24 protein-coding genes are annotated in these 22,130 nt (G+C 70.7%); 14 read left to right on the top strand and 10 right to left on the bottom strand.

Annotated features, from left to right (window positions below):
* Positions 1-153: 153 nt before the first annotated feature.
* Positions 154-1,950 (bottom strand): AMP-dependent synthetase/ligase, encoded by a 1,797-nt coding sequence (locus AB0L37_RS14150; protein ID WP_365504148.1) that lies wholly within the window; start codon positions 1,948-1,950, stop codon positions 154-156.
* A gap of 291 nt (positions 1,951-2,241) precedes the next feature.
* Between AB0L37_RS14150 and AB0L37_RS14145 the strand changes: the two genes are divergently transcribed.
* The 6 genes from AB0L37_RS14145 (at position 2,242) to AB0L37_RS14120 (ending at position 7,005) form a co-directional block, all read left to right on the top strand.
* Positions 2,242-3,003 (top strand): metallophosphoesterase, encoded by a 762-nt coding sequence (locus AB0L37_RS14145; protein ID WP_365504146.1) that lies wholly within the window; start codon positions 2,242-2,244, stop codon positions 3,001-3,003.
* Between the two features lie 90 nt (positions 3,004-3,093).
* On the top strand, positions 3,094-3,528 hold the full coding sequence (locus AB0L37_RS14140; protein ID WP_365504144.1) for an SRPBCC family protein: 435 nt from the start codon (positions 3,094-3,096) through the stop codon (positions 3,526-3,528).
* 11 nt (positions 3,529-3,539) lie between these two features.
* Positions 3,540-4,637, top strand: coding sequence for an ArsA-related P-loop ATPase (locus AB0L37_RS14135; RefSeq protein ID WP_365504142.1), 1,098 nt, complete (start codon positions 3,540-3,542; stop codon positions 4,635-4,637).
* Between the two features lie 79 nt (positions 4,638-4,716).
* Positions 4,717-5,172, top strand: coding sequence for a DUF5304 domain-containing protein (locus AB0L37_RS14130; protein WP_365504140.1), 456 nt, complete (start codon positions 4,717-4,719; stop codon positions 5,170-5,172).
* A gap of 53 nt (positions 5,173-5,225) precedes the next feature.
* Positions 5,226-6,179, top strand: coding sequence for an ROK family glucokinase (locus AB0L37_RS14125; RefSeq protein WP_365504138.1), 954 nt, complete (start codon positions 5,226-5,228; stop codon positions 6,177-6,179).
* 70 nt (positions 6,180-6,249) lie between these two features.
* Positions 6,250-7,005, top strand: coding sequence for an endonuclease/exonuclease/phosphatase family protein (locus AB0L37_RS14120; protein WP_365504136.1), 756 nt, complete (start codon positions 6,250-6,252; stop codon positions 7,003-7,005).
* Here AB0L37_RS14120 and AB0L37_RS14115 read toward each other — a convergent pair whose 3' ends face one another.
* From AB0L37_RS14115 to AB0L37_RS14100, 4 genes are all read right to left on the bottom strand, one after another.
* Positions 7,006-7,980: a CU044_5270 family protein gene (locus AB0L37_RS14115; protein WP_365504134.1), complete on the bottom strand. Its 975-nt coding sequence runs from the start codon at positions 7,978-7,980 to the stop codon at positions 7,006-7,008.
* A complete protein-coding gene (locus AB0L37_RS14110; protein ID WP_365504132.1) occupies positions 7,973-8,599 on the bottom strand; it encodes an RNA polymerase sigma factor in 627 nt (208 codons plus the stop codon). The genes AB0L37_RS14115 and AB0L37_RS14110 overlap by 8 nt, the downstream gene beginning before the upstream one ends.
* A 174-nt stretch (positions 8,600-8,773) precedes the next feature.
* Entirely contained in the window at positions 8,774-9,379 is a 606-nt protein-coding gene (locus AB0L37_RS14105; RefSeq protein WP_365504130.1) for a hypothetical protein, read from the bottom strand.
* A complete protein-coding gene (locus AB0L37_RS14100) occupies positions 9,372-10,169 on the bottom strand; it encodes an alpha/beta fold hydrolase (protein WP_365504128.1) in 798 nt (265 codons plus the stop codon). The genes AB0L37_RS14105 and AB0L37_RS14100 overlap by 8 nt, the downstream gene beginning before the upstream one ends.
* 205 nt (positions 10,170-10,374) lie before the next feature.
* Between AB0L37_RS14100 and AB0L37_RS14095 the strand changes: the two genes are divergently transcribed.
* The 5 genes from AB0L37_RS14095 (at position 10,375) to AB0L37_RS14075 (ending at position 15,339) form a co-directional block, all read left to right on the top strand.
* On the top strand, positions 10,375-11,136 hold the full coding sequence (locus AB0L37_RS14095) for a lysophospholipid acyltransferase family protein (RefSeq protein WP_365504253.1): 762 nt from the start codon (positions 10,375-10,377) through the stop codon (positions 11,134-11,136).
* Between the two features lie 59 nt (positions 11,137-11,195).
* Positions 11,196-12,413, top strand: a complete 1,218-nt coding sequence (locus AB0L37_RS14090; RefSeq protein ID WP_365504126.1) for a DUF5931 domain-containing protein — start codon at positions 11,196-11,198, stop codon at positions 12,411-12,413.
* Positions 12,414-12,441: 28 nt separating this feature from the next.
* Entirely contained in the window at positions 12,442-13,119 is a 678-nt protein-coding gene (locus AB0L37_RS14085) for a response regulator transcription factor (protein ID WP_365504124.1), read from the top strand.
* 52 nt (positions 13,120-13,171) lie between these two features.
* Complete coding sequence (locus AB0L37_RS14080) at positions 13,172-14,200, top strand: 6-phosphofructokinase (RefSeq protein WP_365504122.1); 1,029 nt, start codon at positions 13,172-13,174, stop codon at positions 14,198-14,200.
* 137 nt (positions 14,201-14,337) lie between these two features.
* A complete protein-coding gene (locus AB0L37_RS14075; RefSeq protein ID WP_365504120.1) occupies positions 14,338-15,339 on the top strand; it encodes a 2-hydroxyacid dehydrogenase in 1,002 nt (333 codons plus the stop codon).
* On the opposite strand, the gene AB0L37_RS14070 is transcribed toward AB0L37_RS14075, so the two are convergent.
* Together AB0L37_RS14070 and AB0L37_RS14065 are read right to left on the bottom strand one after the other, a co-directional pair.
* Complete coding sequence (locus AB0L37_RS14070; protein ID WP_365504118.1) at positions 15,288-17,177, bottom strand: anthranilate synthase family protein; 1,890 nt, start codon at positions 17,175-17,177, stop codon at positions 15,288-15,290. The genes AB0L37_RS14075 and AB0L37_RS14070 overlap by 52 nt on opposite strands.
* Positions 17,178-17,290: 113 nt before the next feature.
* Complete coding sequence (locus tag AB0L37_RS14065) at positions 17,291-17,350, bottom strand: trp operon leader peptide (RefSeq protein ID WP_365504251.1); 60 nt, start codon at positions 17,348-17,350, stop codon at positions 17,291-17,293.
* A 109-nt stretch (positions 17,351-17,459) separates the two neighbouring features.
* Between AB0L37_RS14065 and AB0L37_RS14060 the strand changes: the two genes are divergently transcribed.
* On the top strand, positions 17,460-18,812 hold the full coding sequence (locus AB0L37_RS14060; protein ID WP_365504116.1) for a class II 3-deoxy-7-phosphoheptulonate synthase: 1,353 nt from the start codon (positions 17,460-17,462) through the stop codon (positions 18,810-18,812).
* 159 nt (positions 18,813-18,971) lie between these two features.
* A complete protein-coding gene (locus AB0L37_RS14055; RefSeq protein WP_365504115.1) occupies positions 18,972-19,220 on the top strand; it encodes a (2Fe-2S)-binding protein in 249 nt (82 codons plus the stop codon).
* Positions 19,221-19,230: 10 nt separating this feature from the next.
* Here the strand turns inward: AB0L37_RS14055 and bfr are convergent, their stop codons facing one another.
* Complete coding sequence (gene bfr, locus AB0L37_RS14050) at positions 19,231-19,710, bottom strand: bacterioferritin (RefSeq protein WP_361176008.1); 480 nt, start codon at positions 19,708-19,710, stop codon at positions 19,231-19,233.
* 176 nt (positions 19,711-19,886) lie between these two features.
* Here bfr and AB0L37_RS14045 point away from each other — a divergent pair, with 176 nt between their 5' ends.
* The gene (locus tag AB0L37_RS14045) at positions 19,887-20,519 is read left to right on the top strand and encodes a sulfite oxidase-like oxidoreductase (protein ID WP_365504112.1); all 633 of its coding nucleotides are present in this window, start codon (positions 19,887-19,889) and stop codon (positions 20,517-20,519) included.
* A 24-nt stretch (positions 20,520-20,543) separates the two neighbouring features.
* On the opposite strand, the gene AB0L37_RS14040 is transcribed toward AB0L37_RS14045, so the two are convergent.
* Positions 20,544-21,098, bottom strand: a complete 555-nt coding sequence (locus AB0L37_RS14040; protein ID WP_365504110.1) for a DUF4396 domain-containing protein — start codon at positions 21,096-21,098, stop codon at positions 20,544-20,546.
* Between the two features lie 108 nt (positions 21,099-21,206).
* Positions 21,207-22,100, bottom strand: coding sequence for a deoxyribonuclease IV (locus tag AB0L37_RS14035; protein WP_365504108.1), 894 nt, complete (start codon positions 22,098-22,100; stop codon positions 21,207-21,209).
* Positions 22,101-22,130 lie beyond the last annotated feature (30 nt).

Genomic DNA, 22,130 nt, shown 5'->3' with positions numbered 1-22,130 from the left:
CTGACCGTCCGGTGGGGCCTGGTCGCGCAGCTCCCCGCGCCTCTGGGGAAGCTGCGCGCAGCGCATGCTTCAGGGGCGCTGGGAACTGCGCGACCAGCTACGACGCATGCCGCAGCCGCCCGACAAGCAAGCACCCACGGCGAAAAGGCGCGCTCAGCCCTGATACAGCGCCTCGATCTCGTCCGCGTAATCCTTCGCCACAACATTCCGCTTCAGCTTCAGCGAGGGCGTCAGGTGCCCCGAGTCCTCCGTGAACTGCGTCCCGAGGACACGGAACTTGCGGACCGACTCGGCCTTCGACACCGCCGCGTTCCCGTCGTCCACCGCCGACTGGATCGCGGCCAGCAGCTCCGCGTCGTCCCGCAGCGACGCCACCGTCGAGTCCGCCGGCTTGCCGTGGTCGGAGGCCCACTTGCCGAGGAACTCCTCGTCGATGGTGACGAGGGCGCCCACGAAGGGGCGGCCGTCGCCGACGACCATGCACTCGGCGACCAGCGCGTGCGCGCGGATGCGGTCCTCGATGACGGCCGGGGCGACGTTCTTGCCGCCCGCCGTCACGATGATCTCCTTCTTGCGGCCGGTGATGCGCAGGTAGCCGTCCTCGTCGAGCGTGCCGATGTCGCCTGTGTGGAACCAGCCGTCGGCCAGCGCCTCCTCGGTCGCGCCTTCGTTGTTCCAGTAACCGGAGAACAAGTGCTCGCCGTGGAGCAGGACTTCACCGTCGTCGGCGATCCGCACGACCGAGCCGGGCAGCGGCTGGCCGACCGTGCCGATCTTCTGGCGGTCCCACGGGTTGAAGGCGGTCGCGGCGCACGACTCGGTCAGGCCGTAGCCCTCCAGGACCGTGAAGCCGATGCCGCGGAAGAAGTGACCGAGGCGCTCGCCCAGCGGCGCGCCGCCGGAGATCGCGTACTCGCCGCGCCCGCCGAGGACGGCGCGCAGCTTGCTGTAGACGAGCTTGTCGAACGTCTTGTACTTGAGCTTCAGGGCGAGCGAGGGACCCTTGGGGGTGTCGAGCGCGCGGCTGTACTCGATCGCCGTGTCGGCGGCCTTGTCGAAGATCTTGCCCTTGCCGTCGGCCTGCGCCTTGGCGCGGGCCGAGTTGTAGACCTTCTCGAAGACGCGCGGGACGCCGAGGATCAACGTAGGCCTGAAGGCGGCCAGTTCGTCGGTGAGGTGCTTGATGTCGGGGGCGTGGCCCAGCTTGATCGGGGCCATCAGCGACGCCACCTCGACCAGGCGGCCGAAGACGTGCGCGACGGGGAGGAAGAGGAGCACCGAGCACTCGCCCGTACGGAACAGCGGCTTGAGGCGCTCCACCACGTTGCCGCACTCCGCGAAGAAGCTGCGGTGCGTGAGGACGCAGCCCTTGGGGCGGCCGGTGGTGCCGGAGGTGTAGACGATGGTCGCCGGGTCGTCGGCCTTCGCCGAGGCACTGCGCTCGTCGACGGTCTCGTCGGAGACCTCGGCGCCCGCGCGGTTCAGCTCGTCGACGCCACCCGCGTCGATCTGCCAGACGTGCTTGAGCTCCGGCAGGGAGCCGTGCACGGAGGCGACGGTCGCGGCGTGCGCGTCCGACTCGACGAGGATCGCGGCGGCGCCCGAGTCGCCGAGGATCCACTGGATCTGCTCGGCCGAGCTCGTCTCGTACACGGGAACGGTGACCGCGCCGGCGCTCCAGATCGCGAAGTCGAGCAGCGTCCACTCGTAGCGTGTACGGGACATGAGCCCGACCCGGTCGCCCGGCTGCACGCCGGAGGCGATCAGGCCCTTGGCGGCGGCGAGCACCTCGGCCAGGAACGTGGTCGACGTGACGTCCTGCCAGGTGCCGGCGATCTTGCGGCCGAGCACGGCGACATCAGGATGCTGCGCGGCGTTTCTGCGGACGATGTCGGTCAGATTGCCGTCCGCAGGGACCTCGTACAAAGCCGGAAGGCTGAACTCGCGCAAGACTGCTGCTCCTCATAGGGCGCCGGCGCCACGACTTTGTGTGCTGCGTCGGTGCGGTCCAAGATCGGGCAGGTGCTCAGGGCTGGGAATGATTGAACTGAGCACGACTGGACTGCCCGGACGTTACCCACCAGTACTGCTCTTTCGGTAGGGGGTCCAGGCCAGATGTTCTCTGCGTCACACGTCACGGCGGTGCTCGCTGCACAGTAGTCCACGCCGTTCCCGACTCGGAAGTAACCGCAGGTCCGGCGGCCTCTACCCACCTGGGACCCATGGTCCTAGGGTGATCGCATGCGCGTTCACGTGGTCAGCGATGTGCACGGAAACTCCACCGACCTCGCACGGTCCGGCGACGGAGCCGATGCCCTGATCTGCCTCGGTGACCTGGTCCTCTTCCTGGACTACGCCGACCACTCGCGCGGCATTTTTCCGGACTTGTTCGGAGTCGAGAACGCGGACCGCATCGTCGCCCTGCGCACCGCCCGCCGCTTCGAGGAGGCACGCGCCTTCGGGGCGCAGCTGTGGGCGGGCGTCGACCGCGGCCCCGCCATCGAGAAAGCGGTGCGCAAGCAGTACGCGGAGCTGTTCGCGTCGTTCCCCACACCGACGTACGCCACCTACGGCAACGTCGACATGCCGCACCTGTGGAGTGAGTACGCCGGGCCGGGCACGACCGTGCTCGACGGGCAGCGGGTCGAGATCGGCGGCCGGGTCTTCGGCTTCGTCGGCGGCGGCCTGCGCACCCCCATGCGCACCCCGTACGAGATCGACGACGAGGAGTACGCCGCCAAGATCGAGGCCGTGGGGGAGGTGGACGTGCTCTGCACCCACATCCCGCCGGAGGTGCCCGAGCTGGTCTACGACACCGTGGCGCGGCGCTTCGAGCGCGGCAGCAGGGCACTGCTCGACGCCATCCGCCGCACCCGGCCCCGCTACGCCCTGTTCGGCCACGTCCACCAGCCGCTCGCCCGACGGATGCGGATCGGGGCCACCGAGTGCGTCAATGTCGGCCACTTCGCGAGCTCCGGCAGGCCCTGGGCCCTGGAGTGGTGACGGCGGGAGCACCGGCGCGCGATAGCCTGCACGCGACACACACACGTATACACGGCGCACCCCTGACCGGTATCTGGAGGAGCCACGGCGATGGCGGAACACACCAGCTCGAGCATCACGATCGAGGCGGCACCGGCGGAGGTCATGGGAGTGATCGCCGACTTCGCGCGTTACCCGGACTGGACGGGTGAGGTGAAGGAGGCGGAGGTCCTCGCGACGGACGACGCAGGCCGCGCCGAGCAGGTCCGCCTCGTGATGGACGCCGGCGCGATCAAGGACGACCAGACCCTGCGGTACACGTGGGCGAGCGAGAACGAGCTGTCCTGGACGCTCGTGAAGTCGCAGATGCTGCGCTCCCTCGACGGCTCGTACGTGCTGAAGCCCGCGGGCACCGGCACCGAGGTCACGTACTCGCTCACCGTCGACGTCAAGATCCCGATGCTCGGCATGATCAAGCGCAAGGCGGAGAAGGTCATCATCGACCGTGCGCTGGCCGGTCTGAAGAAGCGGGTCGAGTCCAAGTAGCCTCAGGGCCCATGCGCACCCTTCTTGTCACCGGCCCCGGTGGCTCCGGTAAGACGTCCGTCGCCTCGGCCACCGCCGCGCGGGCCGCCCGGCAAGGGCTGCGCACCCTCCTGATCACCGGTGACGGCCTCGCCGGCCCGGACGGTGTCGCCGTACGGCGGCTCGTCCCGGCCGACGACTTCCGGGACGATCTGCTCGCCCTCCAGGACCGCGCGGCCTCCGCGCTCGACCTGCTGGGCGCCGCCCGGCTCGACGCCGACGAGCTCACCCCGCTCCCCGGCAGCGACGAACTCGCCCTGCTGCGCGCCCTGCGGGACAGCGCCGAGGGGCCGTACGACCTGGTCGTCGTCGACCTGCCCGCCGCCCCGCGCGCCGTCGCGGTCCTCGCCCTGCCCGAGCAGCTGCGCCGCTACCTGCGCCGTCTGCTGCCCGCGGAGCGCCAGGCGGCCCGCGCCCTGCGCCCCGTCCTCGGCCGGCTCGCCGGGGTGCCGATGCCCGCGGACTGGCTGTACGAGACCGCCGCCCGCTGGGACGCCGAACTCGCCGCCGCACAGGCCGTGATCGACGCCGGCACCACCGTCGTACGCCTCGTCGCCGAACCGACCAGGGCCGCCGCCGAGACCCTGCGCGTCACGCGCGCCGGGCTCGCCCTGCACGGGCTGCCCGTGGAGTCGGTCGTGGCCAACAAGGTGCTGCCCGACGGCTCCACCGACCCGTGGCTCGCCGACGCCGCGGCCCGGCAGCGCAAGGTGATCGCCGAGTGGCCGGACGCGTACGAGACCGCCCACCTGGGCCGCGACCCGCGCCCCGGCGAACTCGACGTACCGGTGCCGCACGCCCCTGGACCGCGTACCGACTGGCCCGTCGAGGACCGGCTCGCGCAGGACGGCGTACTGGTCTGGCGGATCCCCCTGCCCGGCGCCGTGCGCGAGGAGCTGACGCTGATCCGGCGCGGGGACGAACTGGTCGTCGGCGCCGGTGCGTTCCGGCGCATCGTTCCGCTGCCCTCCGCGCCCCGCCGCTGCACGGTGGCGGGTGCCGGGCTCGTCGACGGCGAACTGTGCGTACGGTTCGCGCCCGACCCGGATCTGTGGCCGCAGACCCGGTGAAGGGCATGCACCCGTTCGGGTAACGTCGAAGATGCCAGTGCTTCAGCATCTCTTCAGCTCTCCGCAGGAGTCAGCCGCCATGAGCGACGCCACCGAGCAGTCCGCCCCCCAGGTCGACGCCGACGCCTGGGAGAAGGCGTGTGCCGAGGATCTCGCGGCGGAGCGGGCCCGCCGCAAGGCCGCGTACGGCCCGCCGCCCGGGTCCGCCGCCGAGGAGCTGAAGAAGCTCGTCGACGCGGTCGCCGAGAAGCTCTCCTCCGTGCAGGCGCCGTTCCTCGGCGCCGTCGCGCAGGGCACCGCCGAGCAGGTCGCCAAGCAGGTCGTGCGGCAGGCCCGGTCCGTCGTCGAACCGGTCATCGAGCGCAACGCGGACGTCTTCGACCACCTGGCGGCCGCGGGCGGCGAACTCCTCGCCGCCTACCGCTCCGCCGTCGAGGGGCACGAGCGCCGCTGGACCCAGGGCTCCCAGGAGCCCCGCCCGCCGCAGACGCCCCGGGACGAAGGCCCCGGCGGGGAGCACATCGACCTGGACTGAACCGTGCTCGGGTACGGTGGGCCATAGCGGGGCTCGACCGAACTGAGGGATTCATGGGACTCACCATCGGCGTCGATATCGGCGGCACGAAGATCGCGGCAGGCGTGGTCGACGAGGAAGGCAACATCCTCTCCACGTTCAAGGTGCCGACGCCTTCCACGCCTGACGGGATCGTCGACGCGATCGCCTCGGCCGTGGAAGGTGCCCGGGCCGGACACGAGATCGTCGGAGTCGGTATCGGTGCCGCCGGTTACGTCAACCGGCAGCGCTCCACCGTGTACTTCGCGCCGAACATCGACTGGCGCCAGGAGCCGCTGAAGGAGAAGGTCGAGGCGCGCGTCGGCCTTCCGGTCGTCGTCGAGAACGACGCCAACGCGGCCGCCTGGGGCGAGTACAAGTTCGGTGCCGGCAAGGGCCACCGCAACGTCATCTGCATCACGCTGGGCACCGGGCTCGGCGGCGGCATCATCATCGGCAACAAGCTGCGCCGCGGCCACTTCGGCGTCGCCGCCGAGTTCGGCCACATCCGCATGGTGCCGGACGGGCTGCTGTGCGGCTGCGGTTCGCAGGGCTGCTGGGAGCAGTACGCCTCAGGGCGCGCCCTCGTGCGCTACGCCAAGCAGCGCGCCAACGCCACCCCGGAGAACGCGGAGTACCTGCTCTCGCTGGGCGACGGCACCCCGGACGGCATCGAGGGCAAGCACATCTCGATGGCCGCCCGCCAGGGCGACCTGGTCGCCGTCGACTCGTACCGCGAGCTGGCCCGCTGGGCCGGCGCCGGACTGGCCGACCTGGCCTCGCTCTTCGACCCGTCGGCGTTCATCGTCGGCGGCGGCCTGTCGGACGAGGGCGAGCTGGTCCTCGACCCGATCCGCAAGTCGTACAAGCGCTGGCTGGTCGGCGGGAACTGGCGGCCGGTGGCCGACGTCATCGCGGCCCAGCTGGGCAACAAGGCGGGCATGGTCGGCGCCGCCGACCTCGCGCGGGAGCCCGACCCCGTCATGTGACGCTTTTTCGTACCGTGTGGTGCCCGTCGTTCCCCTCGGGGGCGGCGGGCACCGGCGTATCTTGATCAGCATGCCGACCGACGCCACGCTCGCGCCTCTGCCCAACTCCCGTACGGAAGCGGACGGTTCGGCCGTCATCCGCGTCCTCAGCTACAACATCCGCTCGATGCGGGACGACCCCGTGGCCCTCGCCCGGGTGATGAAGGCGTGCGCCCCCGACCTCGTCCTGATCCAGGAGGCGCCCCGGTTCTTCCGCTGGCGCAAGCAGCTCGCCCGGCTCGCGCGCGCCGCGAACCTGGTGATCCTGTCGGGCGGCGGCTCGGCCGCGGGGCCCGCGCTGCTCTGCTCCCTGCGGGCCACCGTCGAACGCACCGAGGACGTGCTGCTCCCGCTCACCCCCGGGCTGCACCGACGAGGCTTCGCGACCGCGGTGGTGCGGTTCGGGGGTGCGCGGCTCGGCGTCGTCAGCTGCCATCTGAGCCTGCAGAAGGACGAGCGGTACGCGCAGGGCGGGATGCTGCTCGACCGGGTCGCCGCGATGGGCGTCGAGCACGTCGTCGCGGGCGGCGACCTCAACGAGCGGCCCGACGGGCGGACCTTCCGGCGGCTCGCCGGTGTCCTCAACGACTGCTGGGCGGTGGCCCCTTGGGGCCGCGAGCACACCTCGACACCGGACGACCCCCATCAGCGGATCGACGCGATCCTCGCGACCAAGGGCATCGAGGTGCTCGGCTGCGGCGTCCCCGACTTCCTCGACGAGGACGAACTGAGGGCGGCCACGGACCACCTGCCGGTCCTGGCCGCCCTCAGGGTGCCCGCGGTGTGACTACGGGCGCTGCCTGACCCTGTCGACGATCCCCCACTCCACCGTGTGCGACAGCTGGATGTACGTCTTCTTCCCGGAGCGCGAGGTCCGCTCGTCGCGGAAGCCCAGGAACGCGTACGAGGTGCGATCGAAGATGAGGTACCGGCCCTTGAAGCCCTCGGGGTAGGCGATGCCCACCCCGGGCCGCCCGGCGGAGTCCTTCACGTCCGGCACCGTCTCCACGCCGGGGATCAGCGCCAGCCCCTCGTACGCCGCGGCACGCAGCCCCGGGGGCAGCGCGGGCCACTTCAGGAGCTCGCCGACCAGGAAGTACGCCTGGGACCGCTCGTCCTTGTCGAACGCGCTGATCGGTTTGTCGGACGTGCCCATGGAGACGATCGCCGGGACGAGCTCCGCCGGGTCGGTGGGCAGCTTCTTCAGGTCGTCCCACTTCCGGGGCGGCCACACCCCCTCGCCCGGGCCCATCGGCTCCTCCCACATGGTCCTGCCCAGTTCCATGGACAGGGAGCGCTTGGAGCCGTCCACCGATTCCCACATCTCGTCGGTGTAGCTCTTGACCTCACCGGTCTTCCGCTCCGTCTCCTTGATGATCCGCTTGGAGTACACGAACTGGTCGTCGCGCGGCACCCCTTGCTGCTTCTCGTGCTCGCGGTCCCAGGCCGCCGCACCGTGGAGCACGGTCCGCGCGCTGACACCGACCAGGCGCGGGGAGCTGCTCGCCGGCGGCTCGGCCCGCGGTTCCTGCCGCCCGCCGTCCACCTGCACGAGGACGGCCGTGGCCACCGCCGCCGTCGCCACCCCGGTGAGGGCGATCCGCAGCACTGCCCGGCGCCGCAACGGCCTTGCGGCGGACGGCGGTTCGTTCATCGCGGCGAAGAGCGCCACCCGCGCGCGGTGACGTGCGTCGTCGTCGAGCGGGGGTGCCTCCCACGAGCGGAGCAGGTCGAGTTCGTCCGTCATGTGGTCGTCAGTCATGGGCGTGTGCCTCCCGGAAGGTGGTCGCGGCGGTCGGGTCGGTACCACCCAGTGCTTCACGCAATGTGCTGCGAGCCCGGCTCAGGCGGGACCTGATCGTGCCCACCGGAACCTTCAGGGCCTCGGCCGCCTCCTCGTACCCGAGGTCGGTCCAGGCCACGAGCAGCACCACGTCCCGCTGCCGCGCGGGCAGCGCGGCGAGTGCGGCCGCCAGTTCCCGCCGCAGCCCGTGCGCACCGGCCCGGGCCACCGCGCGGTCCGCCACCGGCTCCTCGTGCTCGACGGGCCCCGGTATCCGGGACATCGCCTTGAAGCGGCGCGCCTCGGACCTGCGGTGCCGGCCGATGAGGTTGGTGGCGATCCCGAAGAGCCAGGGGCGGGCGTCGGGTCTGCTCAGGTCGTAGCGGTGGCGCTGCTTGAAGGCGGTGGTGAAGGTCTCCGCCGTCAGGTCCTCCGCCGCCTCGCCGCCGAGCCGCCGCGCCGCGTAGTGGTGCACGGCGTCGGCGTACCGGTCGAAGAGGACGGCGAAGTGCTCGGGCTCCTCCCGCGACCGCTCGATCGCCCGGGCGTCGCTGTCGCCTGGAAGGTCCTGGCGGTGCTCCCGGGGTCGGAGCGTCATCGGGGCTCCTTTCGTCCGTGTGAACGCCTTGAAGGCTTGGGTTGGTTCAACCTGTTGTTCACCGGTACTTCGCCGCAGCCCCGGATCGGGTTCCATCGGGGTGGGTCCGGTCTCCGGATACGGGAAAGGGCCCGGCCGGTGTTCCGGCAGGGCCCTCGACGGCGTACGGGGAAATCAGACGACCGCGCCGCGCCCCGGGTCGTCGTCCTCGTCGTCGTCCGACCGCATCCGGGCGACCAGCGTGGCGAACCCGCCGAGGAAACCGCCGATGCAGACCGTCGCCAGCCACCACGTCATCGACCAGCCGAGCAGCACCGAGACGAGCAGCAGCACCGGGCCGCCGATCACCGCGAGCCAGGCGAACTTCGCCGTGACGTCGGCCTCCGGGAGCGGCGGCGGCTCCGGCGGGACGAAGTGGCCCTCGTCGTCGCCGTCGAAGTCGTCGTCGGACGACTCCGTCGGCGCGTAGTCGCGCGGGCCCGGGGTCGCGGCCACGCCGGGCGCGAAGGAGACCGACGAACCGAGCGGGGCCTTGGGCTCCTGCTTCGGCTTCTCCTCCCGGTCCGGCGCCCCGTTCACCTCCGGGTCGAGCAGCGCCAGGTCCTCGATCGACTTGAACGGCTTGGCGCCGGGTGGGTCCGGCGGCTCCTCGCCGTAGCCCGCGACGATCTGCGCCCACGCCGCAGCCTCGTCGGTGGGCAGCAGCGGATCGCGGCTCTGCGCGCCCTGCTGCTCGTCGGGCTCGGGGCTCTCGGGCTCCCGCCGGTCCTGCTCAGCCACCGCTGGCCGTCCCTTCCGCGCCTTCGCTGGGGGTCTTTCCGACACCTGGGGCGAGCCGCTCGACGAAGGCGTAGCTCTCCTCGAAGATCCGGTCCGCGTCATGGTCCAACGTCGCGACGTGGTAGCTCTGTTCCAGCAGAATCTCGGTGACGTCCGTGGACGAGACGCGGCTGAGCACGCGGGCCGAGTCGGCGGGCGGCACCACATGGTCGTTCACACTGTGCAGGACCACCAACGGCTGGGTCACCTGCGGCAGTTCACGGTCCACGACGTGGAAGAACGTGCGCAGCTGGTGCGCCGAGTGCAGCGGTACGCGGTCGTAGCCGACCTCGACCGAGCCCTCCTTGGCGATGTCGCTGGCGATGCCCGCGACGGTCCGTACGAAGTGGCGCGCGACCGGGAGGGCGTGGGCGGCCAGGCCGTGCACCTTGTTCCCCGGGTTCACCAGGACGAGGCCCGCCACGTCGTCCCCGTGCCGGGCCGCGAGGCGCAGGGCGAGGGCGCCGCCCATCGACAGACCGAAGACGAAGACCTGGGAGCAGCGCTCGGTGAGGTCGCGCAGGGCGCGGTCCACCTCCGCGTACCAGTCCTGCCAGGCGGTCACCGACAGGTCCTCCCAGCGGGTGCCGTGCCCGGGCAGCAGCGGCAGCGAGACGGTCAGACCGCGCCCGGCGAGGTACTCCGCCCATGGGCGCAGCGACTGCGGGGATCCGGTGAAGCCATGGCAGAGGAGGACTCCGACCTCGCCGCCTTCGTGGCGGTACGGCTCGGCTCCAGGGAGGACCGGCACCTTCGGTCTCCTGTTCATGAAAGGTGAACGACAGGGGCGAATGACAGGGGCATCGGGACGAGAACTTCACCGTACGCGACCGGACTGACACCGACCAGGGTCGTCGGGCCCTGGAGCGGCCTCGCGGGTTAAGGTCTGATCCTCGGACTGATACGGGTACGAGGGTCCGGGCACAAGGGAAGGCAGTGGGTTGATCTACGGCGCAATGAAGGTGGCCATCGGGGGGCCGCTGAAGCTCGGCTTCCGGCCGTGGGTGGAGGGACTGGAGAACATTCCCGCCGAGGGGCCGGCGATCCTCGCCAGCAACCACCTCTCCTTCTCCGACTCCTTCTTCCTGCCGGCCGTCCTCGACCGCAAGGTGACCTTCATCGCGAAGGCCGAGTACTTCACGACGCCCGGTGTGAAGGGCAAGCTGACGGCCGCCTTCTTCAAGGGCGTCGGCCAGCTGCCCGTGGACCGCTCCGGTTCGCGCGGCGCCGGTGAGGCCGCCATCAAGAGCGGCATCGAGGTCCTGGAGCGCGGCGAGCTCTTCGGCATCTACCCCGAGGGCACCCGCTCGCCCGACGGCCGCCTCTACCGCGGCAAGCCGGGCGGCCTCGCGCGCGTGGCGCTGGCCACCGGCGCTCCCGTGATCCCCGTCGCCATGATCGACACGGAGAAGATCCAGCCCCCGGGCAAGGTCCTCCCGAAGCTCATGCGCCCCGGCATCCGCATCGGCAAGCCGCTCGACTTCACCCGGTACCAGGGCATGGAGAGCGACCGGTTCGTGCTCCGGGCCGTGACCGACGAGGTCATGTACGAGATCATGAAGCTCTCCGGCCAGGAGTACGTCGACATGTACGCGACCGCCGCCAAGCGGCAGATCGCGGACGCGGAGAAGGCCGAGAAGGAAGCCAAGAAGGCGCAGGAGAAGGCGCTGGAGAAGGCGAAGGACACGTCCGCCGAGAAGGAACGCAGCGGCTCCTAGGCGCGTCGTCCTTCGAGACACGGACGCCAGGGGGGCGCGGGGACATGGGGGCGGGGGACATGGGGAACACGGTCAGACGCGAGCGCGTCGTCCGGATGTCGGTCGAACAGCCGCTGTGGCGCGCCCTCATGGCGTACCGCGTGCTGACGCTCCTGTACGCGATCGGGGTCTTCACCACCGCGTACGAACGGTACGAGCGGCCCGGGATCGCCATCGCGTACTACGTCGTCCTGGCCGGCTGGACGCTGGCCACACTGCCGCAGGTGTCCGGCGCCCGGCGCTGCACCAAGCGGTTCCTCACCGCCGACCTGACCATCGCGCTCGTCGGCATCCTGCTCTCCCCGGTCGCCGGCCACGAGCGGGCCGTCACCGGCGGCTCCACCCTGCCGTCCATCTGGACGGCGGGCGCGGTGCTCGCCTGGGCGATCAAGGGCGGCTGGCGGTGGGCGGCCTCCGCCTCACTCCTGATCGGCGTCGCCAACGTGGTGCAGCGCGGCTCCTTCAGCCGCAGCACCCTCCACAACGTCCTCCTCGTCTGCATCGCCTCGATAGCGATCGGTTACGTCGTCGAGGTGGCCCGCGCCTCCGAGCGCACCCTCGCCCGCGCCCTGGAGATCGAGGCCGCCACCCGCGAACGGGAGCGCCTGGCGCGGGACATCCACGACAGCGTCCTCCAGGTCCTCGCGATGGTGCAGCGGCGCGGCACCGCCCTGGGCGGCGAGGCCGCCGAGCTCGGCCGGATGGCGGGCGAGCAGGAGATCGCGCTGCGCACCCTGGTCGCCGCGGGCCTGACCCCCGCGTCCCGCGCCTCCGAGGACGCGGCGCTCGGCGCGGTCGTCAGAGCGGTGGACGAACCCGCCGACGGCGCCGACGACGGGCCCCGCGACCTGCGCCCCCTCCTCGCCGGCCACGCGGGCTCCGACGTCACCTTCGCCGCGCCCGGCACCCCGGTCCCGCTGCCGCCGGCCGCCGCCCGCGAACTGGCCGCCGCGGTCGGCGCCGCGCTCGACAACGTACGGCGGCACGCGGGCGACGGCGCGCACGCGTGGATCCTGGTGGAGGACGAGCCGGACGCGGTGATCGTGACCGTACGGGACGACGGACCCGGGATCCCGGACGGCCGCCTCGCACAGGCCGAGGGGGAGGGGCGGCTCGGTGTCGCCCAGTCCATCCGGGGGCGGCTGCGCGACATCGGCGGCACCGCCGAGCTGATCTCCGTACCCGGTCAGGGCACCGAGGTCGAGATGCACGTACCGAAGCAACCGCAGAAGAAGTGAACGGCACGGGGGAAGGCAGGAAAGACCGATGAGTGAAGCGCGCGAACCGATCAAGGTCATGGTCGTCGACGACCACCCGATGTGGCGCGACGCCGTCGCCCGCGACCTCGCGGCGGCCGGCTTCGACGTCGTCGCCACGGCGGGCGACGGCGAGCAGGCGGTGCGCCGCGCCCGCGCCACCGACCCCGACGTGCTCGTCCTCGACCTGAACCTGCCGGCCAAGCCCGGCGTCCAGGTCTGCAAGGAAGTCGTCGGCGCCGACCCTGCGCTGCGCGTCCTCGTGCTCTCCGCGAGCGGCGAGCACGCCGACGTCCTGGAGGCGGTCAAGTCCGGTGCCACCGGCTATCTGCTCAAGTCCGCGTCCACCGACGAGCTGATCGACGCGGTGCGCCGCACGGCCGTCGGCGACCCGGTGTTCACGCCCGGCCTCGCCGGCCTCGTCCTCGGCGAGTACCGGCGCCTGGCCTCCGAGCCCGCGCCCGCCTCCGGCCCGGACGAGCCCAAGGCGCCGCAGCTCACCGACCGCGAGACCGAGGTGCTGCGCCTCGTCGCCAAGGGCCTGAGCTACAAGCAGATCGCGGAGCGCCTCGTCATCTCGCACCGCACCGTCCAGAACCACGTGCAGAACACCCTCGGCAAGCTCCAGCTGCACAACCGCGTCGAGCTCGTCAGGTACGCCATCGAACGGGGTCTGGACGACGAGTGACCCCGCGCGGGAAGGTGGCCTGAACCACCCACCGTGACAAGGGAGTTACGCGATGCGGGTAGGAGTACTGACCGGAGGCGGCGACTGCCCGGGGCTCAACGCCGTCATCCGGGGCATCGTCCGCAAAGGCGTTCAGGAGTACAACTACGACTTCATCGGGTTCCGCGACGGCTGGCGCGGCCCCCTGGAGAACGACACCGTCCCGCTCGACATCCCGGCCGTCCGCGGCATCCTGCCCCGCGGCGGCACCATCCTCGGCTCCTCGCGCACCAACCCGCTCAACGCGGAGAACGGCATCCGCCGCGTCAAGGACAACCTCGCCAAGCAGGAGGTCGACGCGCTCATCGTCATCGGCGGCGAGGACACCCTGGGCGTCGCCGCCAAGCTCACCGACGAGTACGGCGTCAAGGCGATCGGCGTACCGAAGACCATCGACAACGACCTCTCCGCCACCGACTACACCTTCGGCTTCGACACCGCCGTCGGCATCGCCACGGAGGCCATCGACCGGCTCCACACCACCGCCGAGTCCCATATGCGGGTCCTCGTCGTCGAGGTCATGGGCCGCCACTCCGGCTGGATCGCCCTGCACTCGGGCCTGGCCGGCGGCGCCAACGTCATCCTCATCCCCGAGCAGCGCTTCGACGTCGACCAGGTCTGCGCCTGGGTCACCTCCCGCTTCAAGGCCTCGTACGCGCCGATCGTGTGCGTCGCGGAGGGGGCGATGCCGCGCGACGGCGACATGGTCCTCAAGGACGAGTCCCTCGACTCCTTCGGGCACGTACGGCTGTCCGGCGTCGGCGAGTGGCTCGCCAAGCAGATCGAGAAGCGGACCGGCAAGGAGGCCCGGACGACGGTGCTCGGGCATGTGCAGCGCGGGGGGACTCCGTCGGCGTTCGACCGGTGGCTGGCGACGCGGTTCGGGCTGCACGCGATCGAGGCGGTGCGGGACGGGGACTGGGGGAAGATGGTCGCGCTGCGGGGGACGGACATCGTGCGGGTGCCCATCGCTGAGGCGACCGCGCGGTTGAAGACCGTCGATCCTGAGCTGTACCGGGAGGTGGGGGTCTTCTTCGGCTGAGGTCGCGGGCTCTGCCCCGGACCCCGCTCCTCAATCGCCGGAGGGGCTTGATCGGTCTCGCCGGAGGGGCTTGATCGGTCTCGTCGTAAGGGCTTGGCCGATCTGCCGGTAAGGCGTGATCGGCCTAGACTCGCGCCATGGAGATCCTCGCTTTCGGCGTGCAATCCGACGAGAAGCCCCTCATCGAGAAGGCCTTCGCGGGTCATCACGAGGTGCGGTGCCTGGACGTGTTCCTCAACGAGGACACCGCACCCATCGCGGCCGGCTACGAGATCATCTCCACCAGCGTCAACGCCCACCTCGACAACCGCGTGCTCCAGACCCTCGCGGCCGGCGGCACGCAGATGATCGCCCAGCGCTCCACCGGCTTCAACAACATCGATCTGGACGTCGCCGAGCGCCTGGGCCTGACCGTGGCCCGGGTCTCGTACTACTCGCCGTACTCGGTGGCCGAGTTCGCCTGGACCCTCGCGATGGCCGTCAACCGCCGCATCGTCCGCGCCAGCACCCGCACCCGCGACTTCGACTTCCGCCTCGACGGCCTGATGGGCCGGGACATGCGCGGCCGCACCGTCGGCGTGCTCGGCACCGGCAAGATCGGCGAGGCCTTCACCCGGATCGCGCACGGCTTCGGCATGAACCTGCTCGGCTGGGACGTCGCCGAGAACCCGGAGCTCACCGCCCTCGGCATGAAGTACGTCGAGAAGGAGCGGCTCTTCGCCGAGGCCGACCTGATCAGCCTGCACGTCCCGCTGCTGCCCGCCACCGAGCACATCGTCGACGCCGCCGCGCTGCGCATGATGAAGGACGACGCGATCCTCATCAATTCCAGCCGCGGCGGCCTCATCGACACCAAGGCCCTCGTCGCCGAGTTGCGCGAGGGCCGCTTCACGGGCGTCGGCCTCGACGTGTACGAGGCCGAGGCGGGCCTGTTCTTCCTCGACAAGTCCCTGGACATCGTCGAGGACGACACCCTCGCCCGCCTCGTCACCTTCCCGAACGTCCTGGTCACCTCGCACCAGGCGTACTACACCGTGGACGCCGTCGGACAGATCATCGAGACCACGGTGCAGAACGTCCTGGACTATCAGGCCGGCCGCCGCTCCGAGAACGTGCTGGTCCCGGCCGCCGCCAGCTGAGCGACGAGCTCCCGTACGACGCCGGCGCCGCGCAGCGACAGCACCGACTCCGGGTGGAACTGCACCCCCGCGAAGCCGGGTCCGCGGACCGCGTGCACCTCGCCGCTGGCCGCGTCCTTGCTGACCTCGACGCCGTGCGCGGCCAGCTCCACGGCCGCCTCGTCGTCGCAGCGCGCCACGAAGCTGTTGTAGAACCCGACGGTCTCGGTCCGCCCGAACAGATCGACGTCGACCTGCGCGCCCTGATACGGAACCTCCTTCCGTACGATCTCCAGGCCCAGCTCGGCCGCGATCAGCTCGTGCCCGAGGCAGACGCCGAGCACCCCGTGCCGGTGCGAGCGGATCACGTCGCTGGTCAGGGAGCGCAGGAAACGCATCTTGGGGTCGGTGAGGTCGGACGGGTTGCCCGGTCCGGGGCCGAGCACGAGCGGACCCTCGTGCGCGAGCACCGCCTCCCGCAGCCCTTCCTCGTCGTAGCGCCGGACCGTCACGTCGAGCCCCGACGAGCGCAGCACGTGCGCCAGCATCGCGGTGAAGGTGTCCTCGGCGTCGATCACGAGCGCGTGCCCGGTCAGTGCCTCACGGTGCCGGTCGGGGTCCTGCATCCGCAGCCAGAACGGCGCGAGCGCCGAGCGGCGTCCGTCGAGAGCCGCGCGCACCCGCGGGTCGTCGGCGAGCGCGGGCCGGGCGCTCTCCTCGCGCGGGCGTGACGGGCGGACGCCGAGTGCGGCGAGGACCCCGGCCGCCTTCGCGTGGGTCTCCGCGACCTCGCCGGCCGGGTCCGATCCCCGTACGAGGGTGGCGCCCACCGGCACCCGCAGGTGCCCGTCCGCGTCGATGTCGGCGGTGCGGATCAGGATGGGGGAGTCGAGGGTCTGGGCCCCGCCGGAGTCCCGGCCGACGAGCGCGAGCGCGCCCGCGTAGTAGCCGCGCCCGCCGACCTCGTGCCGCTCGATGACCCGGCAGGCGTTCTGCACGGGCGAGCCGGTGACGGTCGCCGCGAACATCGTCTCCTTGAGCACGTCGCGCACGTCGAGCGTCGACCTGCCGCGCAGCTCGTACTCGGTGTGCGCGAGGTGCGCCATCTCCTTCAGGCGCGGGCCGACGACGACGCCGCCCATGTCGCCGACGGTGCACATCATCTTGAGCTCCTCGTCGACGACCATCGACAGCTCCTCGATCTCCTTGCCGTCGGCGAGGAAGCGCAGCAGATCGTCGGGGGTCGGCCCGGCGGCCGGGTAGCGGTACGTGCCGCTGATGGGGTTCATGACGACGGTGCCGCCGGACATCCGCACGTGCACCTCGGGGCTGGCCCCCACCAGCGTGCGGTCTCCCGTGTGCACGACGAACGTCCAGTACGCGCCCCGCTCACCGTCGAGCAGCCGCCGGAACAGCGCGAGCGCGTCCGCCCGGGAGAACCCCGCGATCTCACCCTCGTACGTCCTGCGGATCACGAAGTTCGCGCCCTCGCCCTGCCCGATCTCGTCCCGCAGCACCCGTCCGACGATCTCCGCGTACGTGTCGTCGTCGACGTCGAAACCGCCGTCACGGACCTGGACGTCGTGTCGCGGAAGCCGGTCGAGCGCTTCGGCGAGCGGGATCTCGTACGACTCCTCGGGGGTGAGGACCGTGAGCGGGGTGCCGTCGTCGCGGACGTCGAAGCCGCGCTCGCGGATCTGCCGGAACGGGACGAGGGCGAGCCCTTCGGGGATGTCCGCCAGCCGTTCGTACGTGCCGACTGAGCCGATCAGGAGTTCCACGGTGTCGTGGTCGCGGCCCGGTGTGCGGCGGCGCAGGAGGGCGAAGGGGCGGTCGTCGGAGAGCAGGGTGTCGATCATCGGGTTCCTTCCAGTGACGTGCGGAGCAGTCGTTCGGGAGGAACAGCCGGTGTGTCCTGAAAACACTGAAGGCCGCCCCTCGGGCGGCCTTCGCGAGTTCGTGGAACGCGCAGTCAGTGGGCCGCCGGATGTGCGGTCCACCACCAGGTGCGGTTCAGAAGCTGCGCGAACATGAGCGTCACCGTACCCGAAGCAGGGCTCATGTGTGGCCGGCGACTCTCATCCGTCTCAAAAGATGAGCGGGGGAATGGACGCCCGACACGACCCCGTAATGTTGGGCAGGTGACCGTGAACGCTAAGACCAGCGCGAGCGCTGGCAACACCTGGCGAGACCTGCCCGCGGCGCAGCAGCCCGAGTACCCCGATGCCGAGGCTCTGCGCGATGTGATCGCGGACCTCGAGTCGTATCCGCCGCTCGTCTTCGCGGGCGAGTGCGATCAGCTGCGCGCCCGACTGGCGGCCGTCGCCAAGGGAGAGGCGTTCCTGCTCCAGGGCGGCGACTGCGCCGAGGCCTTCGACGCCGTGTCCGCCGACCACATCCGCAACAAGCTGAAGACGCTGCTCCAGATGGGCGCCGTCCTCACGTACGCCGCCTCGGTGCCGGTCGTGAAGGTCGGCCGGATCGCCGGGCAGTACTCCAAGCCGCGCTCCAAGCCGACCGAGACCCGCGACGGCGTCACCCTGCCGACCTACCGCGGCGACTCCGTCAACGGCTTCGACTTCACCGAGGCCGCCCGGATCCCGGACCCCGAGCGACTGAAGCGGATGTACCACGCGTCCGCCTCGACGCTCAACCTGGTGCGCGCCTTCACCACCGGCGGCTACGCCGACCTGCGCCAGGTGCACGCCTGGAACCAGGACTTCGTGAAGTCGTCCCCCTCGGGCCAGCGTTACGAGCAGCTGGCGCGCGAGATCGACAACGCGCTGAACTTCATGCGCGCCTGCGGCACCGACCCGGCCGAGTTCCAGACGGTCGAGTTCTACGCCTCCCACGAGGCGCTGCTCCTCGACTACGAGTCGGCGCTGACCCGCGTCGACTCGCGTACGGGCAACCTGTACGACGTCTCGGGCCACATGGTGTGGATCGGTGAGCGCACCCGTCAGCTCGACGGCGCGCACATCGAGTTCGCCTCGCAGATCCGCAACCCGATCGGCATCAAGCTCGGCCCGACGACGACGGCCGAGGAGGCGCTGCAGTACATCGAGCGCCTCGACCCCGACCGCGAGCCGGGCCGTCTGACCTTCATCGTGCGCATGGGCGCCGACAAGGTCCGCGACAAGCTGCCCGAGCTGGTCGAGAAGGTCACGGCGTCGGGTGCGACCGTCGCCTGGATCACCGACCCGATGCACGGCAACACCTACGAGGCGGCCTCCGGCCACAAGACGCGTCGCTTCGACGACGTCCTGGACGAGGTCAAGGGCTTCTTCGAGGTCCACAAGGCGCTCGGCACGCACCCGGGCGGCATCCACGTGGAGCTCACCGGTGACGACGTCACCGAGTGCGTGGGCGGCGGCGACGAGATCTTCGTCGACGACCTCCACCAGCGCTACGAGACGGCCTGCGACCCGCGCCTGAACCGCAGCCAGTCGCTCGACCTGGCGTTCCTGGTGGCGGAGATGTACCGCGACCAGTGACACCGCTCTTCTGAGTGTTCGCTGTAGGTAACGCCGTGGGGCGCGGATCACAGGGATCCGCGCCCCACGGCACTTTTGTGCTCCCGACCCGGCGGGTAAGGTTAGGTTAGCCTCACCGATCAATCGGGGCGGCGCCGTCAATCAGTCCCCGATCGGGAGGTGAACCGCGTGTACGTCTGCAACTGCTTCGGTGTCACCGAGGCGCAGGTCAAGCAGCACGCGGAGAGCGGCGCCAGCACCCCTCGCCAGATAGCTTCGGCCTGCAAGGCCGGCACCGACTGCGGTTCGTGCGTACGCCGGATCCAGGCGCTGCTCGGCCGGGGCGCGTGCCCCCGCCGGGAACTGATCGAGCAGGGTGGGGCAGCGGCGGCCCTGGAGTCGCAGGCGGAACTCCCCGAGGCGGCCTAGCTCACGCGATCTAGCTCTCCGGCTGCTCGATGAGCTGCGCGATGTAGAGCGCCTCGCCGAGCTTCTCGACCAGCTCCAGCTGCGTGTCCAGGTAGTCGATGTGGTGCTCCTCGTCCTCGAGGATCGACTCAAAGATGTTTGCGGACGTGATGTCACCCTTGCCGCGCATCACCTCGATGCCCCGCTTGAGACGGTCGATCGCCTCGACCTCCACCTGCCGGTCCGCCTGGAACATCTCGGTGACCGTCTGGCCGACCCGGACGTGGAACAGGCGCTGGTAGTTCGGCAGGCCATCGAGGAAGAGGATCCGGTCGGTCAGCACCTCCGCGTGCTTCATCTCGTCGATCGACTCGGACCGCGTGTACTTCGCGAGCTTGGTCCAGCCGAAGTTCTCCTGCATCTTCGCGTGCAGGAAGTACTGGTTGATCGCCGTCAGTTCGGCGGTCAGCTGCTCGTTGAGAAACTCGATGACCTCGGGGTCGCCCTGCATCGCAGAGGCTCCTTCCAAGCGGGTGACTGGGCAGGTTTCGGCGCATCCTCGCACCGGCACCCAAACGCGTCCAGTAAGTGCACGCTTAGTAGGAGTTGCCCGAATCGATGATCGATGACGGCCCGTCGGCGCCCGCGTGGTCACGTCCACTGCCCGGGGTCTGTCAGGATGGAGGCATGGGTCATCCGGTGGGTCGCGAGTCTGGGGGAGCAGTGCAGCCGGAGCTTCCGCCGGGGCAGCGTCTTCAGCGCGGCTGGCCGGTCACGCACTACGGCCCGGTGCCCAAGTTCCGCCCCGAGCGCTGGGAGTTCAGGGTCTTCGGATCCACCGCCGACGGCGAGAAGCACTGCTGGAGCCACGAGGAGTTCTCCGCGCTGCCGTACACGAGCGTGGTCGGCGACCTGCACTGCGTCACGAAGTTCAGCATGCTCGGTGCCGAATGGGGCGGCGTCCGCGCCGCGACGATCCTGGAACTCGCGCCCCCCGACCCCGAGGTCACGCATGTGATGGTCTGGGCCGAGTACGGGTTCTCGTCGAACCTGCGGCTGGCCGACTTCGCCGCCGACCGGACCATCTTCGCGACCCACAAGGACGGCGAGCTGCTCACCGCCGAACACGGCTTCCCGCTGCGCCTCGTCGTGCCGCACCTGTATGCCTGGAAGGGCCCCAAGTGGGTCCGCGGCGTCGAGTACATGACCGCGGACCGGCGGGGCTTCTGGGAGGAGCGCGGCTACCACAACGTGGGGGATCCGTGGCGTGAGCAGCGCTACTCCTACCAGGAAGAGCCCGGGGAAGGCCCCGAGCTCTAGTTCCTGACGTGGGCGCCCGTGCGCTCAGTGGTGGTACTGGTGGACCACCGCGTGGCCCTTTCCGCGCCCGATCATCCAGCGGTTGACGGGCGTCGTGACGACGAAGGCGATCGCGAGCGACGCGGCAAGGGCGCCCCAGAACAACAGGTCGTCGAGGTGCGCGTCCATGGCGTTCGGCCAGAGCGCGATGACGCCGTTGTCGATCAGCTCCATCACCGCGATCGACAGCGTGTCCGCCGCGAGGGCGACGCGGAACGCCGTCCTGAAGTCGACGCCCGCCTTCAGGACGCCGCGCAGCGTGAGCGAGTAGCCGAAGACGAACGCGAGCACGATCGCCAGGATCATCGTCGGCATGTTGCCCCAGCCGAGGGCGGTGCCGATCACCATGCCGAGGATCTCGCCGATGGCGCAGCCGGTGAGGCAGTGCAGCGTGGCCTGGGCGGCCATGGACCACGAGACCTTGCCGGCGGTGTGGTGACCCGCGTGGTGCTGGTGGCCTGCGTGGTCCTGGTGGCTGTGGTGGTCCTGGTGGCCGTCGTGGTTCTCGTGCTCGTGGCTGGTGTGCGTCTCGTGCTGCATGGTTCCCCCAACGTCAGTAGCGGTTCCTGTCGCTCGACAAGAACCGTATACCCCCCAGGGGTATTCCTCAACAGGTTGAGGATCTTCGGTCGGACGGTGCGGGGATCTTTACGGGCGCAGCTCCTTGAGGCGGGCCACGTCCGCCGCGTGCCCCTCCTTGCCGCCCGGCGTCTCGATGACCAGGGGGACGTTCTCGGTCGCCGGGTGGGCCATGAGCGCGCGGAACGGATCGGCGCCGATGTGGCCCGAGCCGATGTTCTCGTGCCGGTCCTTGTGGGCGCCGACGACGTCCTTGGAGTCGTTGGCGTGGATCAGCTTGAGGCGGCCCTCGCCGACCGTCTCCACCAGGAGGTCGAGGGTCTGGTTCATGCCGGCCGGGCCGGTGAGGTCGTGGCCCGCCGCGAAGATGTGGCAGGTGTCCAGGCAGACGCCCAGCTTGGGGTGGTGGTCGAGGGCGTCGAAGTACGGGCCGAAGTCCCAGGTGCGCGAGCACAGCGACGCGCCCTGCCCCGCGGTCGACTCCAGGAGCAGGAACGGGTCGTCGTCGTGCGTCAGCTCGTCGAGCAACGGCAGCATGTGCGTACGGACCTGCGCGAGCGCCACCGCACGCTCACGGCCGCCGGTCGCGGACCCGGTGTGCACGACGACACCCAGGGCGCCTATGGCGCGGGCGCGGCGCAGCGAGTGCCGCATCGACTCGACGGACTTCTCGACCGTGGCCTCGGTGTGCGAACCGAAGTTGATCAGGTACGGGGCATGTACGTACGCCGGGATGTTCCCGGCGGCGCAGCGCTCGCGGAACTCCTCGTCCTGCCGCGGGTTTCCCGCGGGAGTGGCCCAGCCGCGCGGATTGGCGACGAAGACCTGGACGGCCTCGGCCTTCAGCTCTTCGGCGTAGGACAGTCCTACGGAGGCGAGCCCGCCGGCGACGGGGACGTGCCCGCCGACCGGGTTGCGGGAAACGGTGCTGGGCGAGGCGAGGGTGCGGGTGCTGCTGTTCACCGGGCCAGGGTGTCACGCGCGCCGGGCCCC

Origin of the sequence: Streptomyces sp. NPDC052225 (genome assembly GCF_040679615.1) — a bacterium.
Taxonomy (GTDB): domain Bacteria; phylum Actinomycetota; class Actinomycetes; order Streptomycetales; family Streptomycetaceae; genus Streptomyces.
The sequence above is the reverse complement of the archived record's forward strand: the minus strand, read 5'-3'. Positions and strand labels throughout refer to the sequence as shown.

Coding starts and splice junctions, on each gene's coding strand:
- AB0L37_RS14145 (WP_365504146.1), top strand. CDS start 2,242: ATGCGCGTTCACGTGGTCAGCGATGTGCACGGAAACTCCACCGACCTC.
- AB0L37_RS14140 (WP_365504144.1), top strand. CDS start 3,094: ATGGCGGAACACACCAGCTCGAGCATCACGATCGAGGCGGCACCGGCG.
- AB0L37_RS14135 (WP_365504142.1), top strand. CDS start 3,540: ATGCGCACCCTTCTTGTCACCGGCCCCGGTGGCTCCGGTAAGACGTCC.
- AB0L37_RS14130 (WP_365504140.1), top strand. CDS start 4,717: ATGAGCGACGCCACCGAGCAGTCCGCCCCCCAGGTCGACGCCGACGCC.
- AB0L37_RS14125 (WP_365504138.1), top strand. CDS start 5,226: ATGGGACTCACCATCGGCGTCGATATCGGCGGCACGAAGATCGCGGCA.
- AB0L37_RS14120 (WP_365504136.1), top strand. CDS start 6,250: ATGCCGACCGACGCCACGCTCGCGCCTCTGCCCAACTCCCGTACGGAA.
- AB0L37_RS14115 (WP_365504134.1), bottom strand. CDS start 7,980: ATGACTGACGACCACATGACGGACGAACTCGACCTGCTCCGCTCGTGG.
- AB0L37_RS14110 (WP_365504132.1), bottom strand. CDS start 8,599: ATGACGCTCCGACCCCGGGAGCACCGCCAGGACCTTCCAGGCGACAGC.
- AB0L37_RS14095 (WP_365504253.1), top strand. CDS start 10,375: ATGAAGGTGGCCATCGGGGGGCCGCTGAAGCTCGGCTTCCGGCCGTGG.
- AB0L37_RS14090 (WP_365504126.1), top strand. CDS start 11,196: ATGGGGAACACGGTCAGACGCGAGCGCGTCGTCCGGATGTCGGTCGAA.
- AB0L37_RS14085 (WP_365504124.1), top strand. CDS start 12,442: ATGAGTGAAGCGCGCGAACCGATCAAGGTCATGGTCGTCGACGACCAC.
- AB0L37_RS14080 (WP_365504122.1), top strand. CDS start 13,172: ATGCGGGTAGGAGTACTGACCGGAGGCGGCGACTGCCCGGGGCTCAAC.
- AB0L37_RS14075 (WP_365504120.1), top strand. CDS start 14,338: ATGGAGATCCTCGCTTTCGGCGTGCAATCCGACGAGAAGCCCCTCATC.
- AB0L37_RS14070 (WP_365504118.1), bottom strand. CDS start 17,177: ATGATCGACACCCTGCTCTCCGACGACCGCCCCTTCGCCCTCCTGCGC.
- bfr (WP_361176008.1), bottom strand. CDS start 19,710: ATGCAGGGCGACCCCGAGGTCATCGAGTTTCTCAACGAGCAGCTGACC.
- AB0L37_RS14045 (WP_365504112.1), top strand. CDS start 19,887: ATGGGTCATCCGGTGGGTCGCGAGTCTGGGGGAGCAGTGCAGCCGGAG.
- AB0L37_RS14040 (WP_365504110.1), bottom strand. CDS start 21,098: ATGCAGCACGAGACGCACACCAGCCACGAGCACGAGAACCACGACGGC.